Here is a 6917-nt window from a genome sequence, read left to right as displayed (position 1 = left end):
TGTCGAGAAGAACGCCGGCGCCTCCGGGTGGGACTGGATCATCGGGCAGGAGGACCCGCAGCCCCAGAACCAGGACCTCAACCTCGTCATCGTCAACGCACCACCGGCCAACGAGACCCGCGACCGCTTCAACGAGGTCGAGGCGCTCTCCGGCTGGGACCTCGACGACACCCTCCGCGGTGACGACGTGATCCCCAGCCAGCAGGGCGGCATCGGGTTCATCGGGTGCGACGCGCTCGACCAGAACGGCCTCGACCGCGTCAACGGTCTGGACGCGATCGTCCCGCCGCTCGCGGCGGGAACGGCCACCCCGGTCGGTGACGTCACCGCCAACTCGGTGACCCAGCACTGCCTGCTCGAGGGCCCGTTCGTCTGGGGCGAGGGCAACATCCTCCTCGGCGGCAAGGGCAGTGACGTCCTCGAGGGCCGGGCGGCCGACGACATCCTCGACGGCGACCGGTACGTCCGGGTGCGGCTGAGCATCCGGGCGAACCCGGACGGCACGGGCGGCGAGCTCGGGACGACGACGCTCATGGAGAGGATCCCGACCGGGGGCGGCTGGATCGGCGCCCTCGCCGGCAAGACGCTCCAGCAGGCCGTCTTCGCCGGGTTGGTCGACCCGGGCCAGATCGTCACGGTCCGCGAGGTCCTGCCGGGTGCCCCCGGCACGGACGTCGACACGGCGGTCTTCGGCGGCAACCGGTCGGAGTTCACGATCACCGACCTGCGCAGCGACGCGGCCGACCCGCGGATCGTCGTCGACCACAACGCCCCGGACAACACCCGGGTCCGCGTCCCCAACGACTGCCCGACGGCAGCTCCGGGGTGCGGGGTCGACGTCGTGCGGAACGTCGAGCGACTGCAGTTCCTCGACCAGACCGTCTCGCTCGGGGCCCCGGTGGCGACCCTCTCGGCGCCGGCGCTCGACTTCGGCGTCCGGAGCACGACGGCCGCGGCGTTCACCCGCCCGGTCAACGTGACGAACACCGGCAGCGGCAACCTGACGATCACCGGTGCCACGGTGGGCGGGACGAACGCCGGGGACTTCACGGCGACCGTGTCGCCGACCTGCGCGACCGTCGTCCCGACCGCGACGTGCACGATCAGCGTCGCCTTCCGGACGACGGCGACTGGGGCACGGTCGGCCTCGTTGAGCATCGCGCACAACGCGGCCGGGTCGCCGAGCGTCGTCGCCCTCACCGGGACCGGGGTCGTCAACACCGCGGCCACCGGGCTCCCGGCGGTCGACGACCCGACCCCGACCGAGGGGTCGGCGGTCACCGCGCTCAACGGGCTCATCGCCGACGCGGACGGCCTGACCACGGCGACGTTCTCGCCGCAGTGGCAGTTCTCCAACGCGGCCGGCACGACGTTCACGAACGTGGCCGGGGCCACCTCGCCGAGCTTCACGCCGCTGCAGGCGCAGGTCGGCCGGCGGCTGCGGGTCGTGGTGACGTTCGTCGACGACCACGGGTCCACCGAGGTCGTCACGTCCTCGGCGACCGGCGTCGTCGGTGACCTGTTCCCGGGGATCGGCGACAGCAACGCCGGGGCGAACACCCTGGGCGGCTCGGCCGGGGACGACGTCTACTCCGGCGGGCCGGGAGCCGACAACCTCACCACGGGCGCCGGGAACGACCTGGTCTCCGGTGACGCCGGCAACGACACCATCAGCACCGGGGCCGGCACCGACCGGATCCGGTTCACCGGGGCCCTCGAGGGCTTCGACACGGTGAACGGCGGTGGCGATGCCGACACGATCGAGGCCATGGCACCGGGGACCGACATCGGGCTCACCTCGGTGACCAACGTCGAGACCATCACCGCCAACGGGTTCGCGAACGTGCGGATCACCGGGTCGGGGGCGGCCGAGACGCTGAACTTCGGCGCGGTGACGCTCGTGGGCATCGAGTCCATCAACGGTGGCGGCGGGACGGACACCCTGACCGGGTCGGCCGCACCGGACGTCATCATCGGTGGCGGTGCCGCGGACTCGATCCAGGGCCAGAACGGCGGCGACACCCTCCTCGGTGGCGACGGGGCGGACACGCTCCAGGGCCAGAACGGTGACGACGTCATCGAGGGCGGCGCGGCGGCGGACACCATCACCGGTGGCGCCGGCCTCGACCAGCTGCGGTACACGGCGGCGTTCGGTGCCGACGTGGTCAACGGCTTCGACGCGGCCCCGGCGGGCGGGCAGGACCTCGTCGACCTGCGCGGCGTCGGTGTCACGAGCGCCAACTTCGGCAGCAGGGTCACCATCGCCGCGGCCGGGGCCGACACCCTGGTCACCGTCAGCGGAGCGAACGGAGGAACGATCCGCCTCGTCGGCGTCGCTGCCGGCAACGTGAACGCGACGGACTTCATCCTGTCCTGAGCGTCGGCTCTCCCAGGCGCGGTCCGGCCGGCTCCCCCGGCCGGGCCGACGCCCGGCGGCTGCCCCGGCCGCCCGTCCCGAGCCGGTCCCGACCCCCATGCCCCGGGGGCCGGGGCCGGCTCATGTGCGGGCGACGAGCGCCACGACCGCCAGGGTCGTGCCGGTGAGGGCGAGCATGAGGGTCGCCCCCACGGTCGCCAGGAGCCGGGTCCACGGCGTCCGCGCGGACCCGGGGCGGTGCGTCGACCCGACGGCGACGGCGACGCAGCCGGCTCCTGCCGCGGAGAGCACCGCGACGACCCCGAAGAGCCACGCGACGCCGTCGTGGGCGGCGGCGAGCAGGCCGAGCGCGCTGCCGGCGGACGCCGAGACGCCGGTGCGCTGCCAGGCGAGGGCCGTCCGTTCGTGCTGGAGCCCGGGATCGCCGGCCACGTCAGGTGGCGGCGAGGACGACGACGGCCAGGACGAGCGAGCCGAGGACGACCGCCGCGGCGATCCACGGCAGCGCCACCGGCGCGGGCAGCGGCCGACCGGTCCGCAGCGCGACCTCGCGCCGGCGCCAGCCGAGCACCGCGGAGACGGCGAGCCAGCCGCCGCCGAGGCACATGACACCGGACACGACGTCGAGGGCCCGGGGCAGGTCCGCGAGCCGGGCGACCGAGGTCAGCCCGACGCCGGCGGCGACGACCGCCATCGCGGTGCGGACCCAGGCGAGCGCCGTCCGCTCGTTGGCCATGGAGAACCGCGGGTCGGGCTCGGTGCCCGCTCCGAAGACGGCGCGCGGTCGGCGGTCGTCCGGTCCGGAGCCGCTCTCCTGCACGTCCTCCCGCGCCTCCTCCTGCACGTCGTCAGGCGATGCGGTCGATGACGAGCGGGCCGAGGTCGGGGCGGGAGCCCTCGGGGGCGACCTCGATGCCGCCCTCGAGATCGCGCAGGGCGGCCTCGAAGCGGTCCGGGGTGTCGGTGTGCAGCGTGAGCAGCGGCTCGCCGGCGCGCACGACCGCACCCGGCTTCGCGTGCATGACGACCCCCGCCCCGGCCTGGACGACGTCCTCCTTGCGGGTGCGGCCGGCGCCGAGGCGCCATGCGGCGACCCCGACGGCGAGCGCGTCAAGCCGGATGAGGACGCCGTCGGCGGGGGCGAGCACGGTGTGGCTCTCGCGGGCCGTCGGCAGCGGGGCGTCCGGGTCACCGCCCTGGGAGGCGATCATCCGGCGCCAGGTGTCCATGGCCCGGCCGTCCGTCAGTGCGGCCGCGACGTCCTGGCCGCCCCGGCCCGCGGCGTCGAGCATCTCCCGGGCGAGCGCGACGGTGAGCTCGACGACGTCCTCCGGGCCGCCGCCCGCGAGCACGTCGAGGGACTCGGCGACCTCGAGCGCGTTGCCCGCCGTGAGGCCGAGCGGGGTCGACATCCGGGTCAGCAGGGCGACGGTCGTCAGCCCCGCGTCGCGGCCGAGGTCGACCATCGTGCGGGCGAGCTCGCGGGCGGTGTCCTCGGTCTTCATGAACGCGCCGCTGCCGACCTTGACGTCGAGGACGAGCGCGCCCGTGCCCTCGGCGATCTTCTTGGTCATGATCGAGCTCGCGATGAGGGGGATCGCCTCGACGGTGCCCGTGACGTCGCGCAGCGCGTAGAGCTTGCGGTCCGCCGGCGCGAGCCCGGCACCGGCGGCGCAGATGACCGCCCCGACGTCGCGCAGCTGCGCGAGCATCTCGGCGTTGCTCAGCGCGGCCCGCCAGCCCGGGATCGACTCGAGCTTGTCGAGGGTGCCGCCGGTGTGCCCGAGACCGCGGCCGGACAGCTGCGGGACGGCGACGCCGAACGTCGCCACGAGCGGTGCGAGCGGCAGGGTGATCTTGTCGCCGACGCCGCCCGTCGAGTGCTTGTCGGACGTCGGGACGCCGAGCGCGGAGAAGTCCATCCGCTCCCCCGACGCGATCATCGCCGCCGTCCAGCGCGCGATCTCGCGGCGGGACATCCCGTTGAGCAGGATCGCCATCGCGAGCGCGGACATCTGCTCGTCCGCGACGGCGCCCCGGGTGTAGGCGTCGACGACCCAGTCGATGTGGGCGTCGGACAGCTCACCGCCGTCCCGCTTGGCCACGATGACGTCGACGGCGGCGAAGGCCTCGCTCATGGGGTGCTCCCAGCTCGGGTGTCGAGGTCCTCGGGGCCGAACGCGTCCGGGAGCACCTCGCTCATGGGTCGGACACCGCGCGCGGTGTCGAGCAGCATCTGCGGGCCGCCGTTCTCCCAGAGGATCTGGCGGCAGCGGCCGCACGGCATGAGGAGCGCGCCGTCCGGGCCGACGCACGTGACCGCGACGAGCCGGCCGCCACCGGTCGCGTGCAGCGCGGAGACCATGCCGCACTCCGCGCACAGACCCACGCCGTAGGCCGCGTTCTCGACGTTGCAGCCGGCGACGACCCGGCCGTCGTCGACGAGACCCGCCGCTCCCACCCGGAAACGGCTGTACGGCGCGTAGGCCCTGGTCATGACGTCACGGGCCGCGGCGCGCAGGGCCTCCCAGTCGGGTGCGGGGGCGGCGTCGCTCATGGCAGGAACACTACTGACGGCAGCTCGCAACCGCTCCCAAGGACCGCCGTGCGGGGCGCGAACGTGTGACGAACCCGTGAACCGGGGTTCGGCACGTCCTGCCGAGCCGGCCGTCCGGACCGCCGTGACCGGGCCCGCCCTGACCGGACCGCCCTCACCGGACCGCCTGACCGGACCGCCTGCCCGCTCAGCCGGCCGCGACCGCCCGCGCCCCCGGGCACAGGTCGTCGACGAGGGCGTCCGTCTCGGGCTCCGGGGCGGTCCCGAGGTCGGCGAGGACCTCGCGCATCTGCGCCGCGGCCTGCCGGACGCCGTCCGCCCCCCACTGCGCGTGCTCGGCACGGAGCAGGTCGCGCCACACCACCTGCGCGCACGGGTCCGCCCGCAGGCCGCTGCGCGCGGCCTCCCCCGCGCCCGCCGGGTCGCCGGGCAGCCGCAGCGTCGCGAGCCGGTGCGCCGCGGCCGTGACGACCCGGGGCACGGTGCGTTCGAGCCCGGTCCGGGGCAGCCACGAGTACGCACCGCCCGCGGCGCCGCCGGCGAACGGGCCGCGGACGAGGGCGAGCGCACGGCCGAGCAGGTCCCGCTCGGGGGCCGTGCCGGCGACCCGGCCCGCGGTGCGCAGGAGCGTGCAGAGCACCGCCCAGTCGACGACGACCTCCGGGCCGAGGAGCAGCCGCCCGTCGGCCGCGGTGACCAGGCGCGGTCCGGCGGCCCCGTCGCCGAGCCAGCCGCGGACCCGGTCCACGGTCGCGTCCCGGACGTCGGGCGTGACGCCGCGCGGCCAGACCGCCGCGCCGAGGACGGTCGGGTGGACGCCGTCCGGGTGCAGCGCGAGGAGCGCGACGACCTCGGCCGCGAGGTCGACGCGCGCCGTGTCGAGGGCGCCCGGCGCGCGGACGAGGACCGGGCCGAGCAGCCCGACCCGCGCCGGGGCCGGGCCCCAGGCGGCGTCCTCGGCCGGGGCCGCCGGCTCCGGGACGAGTGCGTACCAGGCGGTGCCGTCCGCGCCCGGGCCGTCCGCGCCCGGGCGGTCCGCCCCGGTGCCGTTGCCGGGAACGGCCGGGAGACCGCCGGTGGCCGGGCCCGACGCCGGGCCCGCCGGCGCGCCCGCCGCAGCGGCGAACAGGTCCCCGAGCCGGGCCAGGGTCGCGTCGCCGATCCGGTTGGCCGCCAGGCGCAGCACGAGCTCGGGCGCGTCGAGGGCGCCGTCCGCGTCGACCTCGAAGCGCCAGCGGGCGCCGGGCACGTCCCCGGCGACGACGATCCCGGGCCGGCCGGGGACGTGCNCCGGCCCCGGCCGGCGCCGGTCCGCCCGAAGCCGCGGCGAGCCGGTCGCGGACCCCGGCCAGCGGGTCCGCGCCGTCGGCCGCGACCGTGAGGCCGCCGCCGACCGCGGCGAGCGCCGGGGGCAGGTCGACGGCGGTCACCCGGACGCCGCGCGACCACGGGTTCGTCGCGAGCTCGACGGCGAGCGCCCGCGCGACGTGCCCGGCGACGACCGGGTCGCCGGTGATGCAGACCGGGCCGGCTGCGGCCGCGAGGTCGACGAGCACGTCGCGGCCGGCGTCGTCCCGGCCGAGGGCGACGAGCGAGGGCAGCGGCGCCTCGGCGTGGCCGCCGCCGCGGGGCAGGTGGCCGCGCGGCAGCACCCAGCGGGCGCCGGCGTCGACGGCGCTCCACGGCGCGGGGGCGTCCGGGTGGGCGGGCGCGAGGAGGACCGCGATCTCGTCGTCGTCGGCGACGACCGCGTAGACGTCCGGGAACGGCCGCCCCTCGGTGCGGCAGACGCTCGCCAGGCTGCGCAGCGCGGTGTCGACGAACCGGGCCCGGCCCGGGTCCGCACCGACGCGCAGCCACACCTCGGCCTCGACGGCGGCGTCCGGCGGGGCGGTCGGGCGGCCGCGACGGCGGGCCGCGAGCAGCGCGCCGAGCAGGCCGGCACCGAGCAGGCCCGCGCCGCCGCGGACGACGACCGCCGGG

At 76.6% G+C, this 6917-nt stretch carries 5 protein-coding genes; 1 reads left to right on the top strand and 4 read right to left on the bottom strand.

Annotation, left to right across the window (positions count from 1 at the left end):
- Positions 1 to 2377: choice-of-anchor D domain-containing protein (locus ECOMGDLI_RS02990; protein WP_143447480.1), on the top strand; the 2377-nt coding region annotated here is incomplete at its 5' end.
- 120 nt (positions 2378 to 2497) lie between these two features.
- Here ECOMGDLI_RS02990 and ECOMGDLI_RS35225 read toward each other — a convergent pair.
- From ECOMGDLI_RS35225 to ECOMGDLI_RS02970, 4 genes are read right to left on the bottom strand one after another with little or no spacing between them, the layout of a single operon-like run.
- Complete coding sequence (locus tag ECOMGDLI_RS35225; RefSeq protein WP_088313465.1) at positions 2498 to 2809, bottom strand: DUF202 domain-containing protein; 312 nt, start codon at positions 2807 to 2809, stop codon at positions 2498 to 2500.
- Position 2810: 1 nt separating this feature from the next.
- The gene (locus ECOMGDLI_RS02980) at positions 2811 to 3221 is read right to left on the bottom strand and encodes a YidH family protein (RefSeq protein WP_198954493.1); all 411 of its coding nucleotides are present in this window, start codon (positions 3219 to 3221) and stop codon (positions 2811 to 2813) included.
- 4 nt (positions 3222 to 3225) lie between these two features.
- The gene (locus ECOMGDLI_RS02975; RefSeq protein ID WP_088313462.1) at positions 3226 to 4515 is read right to left on the bottom strand and encodes a thymidine phosphorylase; all 1290 of its coding nucleotides are present in this window, start codon (positions 4513 to 4515) and stop codon (positions 3226 to 3228) included.
- Positions 4512 to 4934, bottom strand: coding sequence for a cytidine deaminase (locus ECOMGDLI_RS02970; protein WP_088313459.1), 423 nt, complete (start codon positions 4932 to 4934; stop codon positions 4512 to 4514). Before ECOMGDLI_RS02970 ends, ECOMGDLI_RS02975 begins: the two co-directional genes overlap by 4 nt.
- Positions 4935 to 6917 lie beyond the last annotated feature (1983 nt).

The organism is Kineosporia sp. R_H_3 (genome assembly GCF_002198675.1).
Classification (GTDB): Bacteria; Actinomycetota; Actinomycetes; order Actinomycetales; family Kineosporiaceae; genus R-H-3.
Note: the sequence above shows the minus strand (reverse complement) of the source record. Positions and strands in the feature narration are given on the sequence as shown.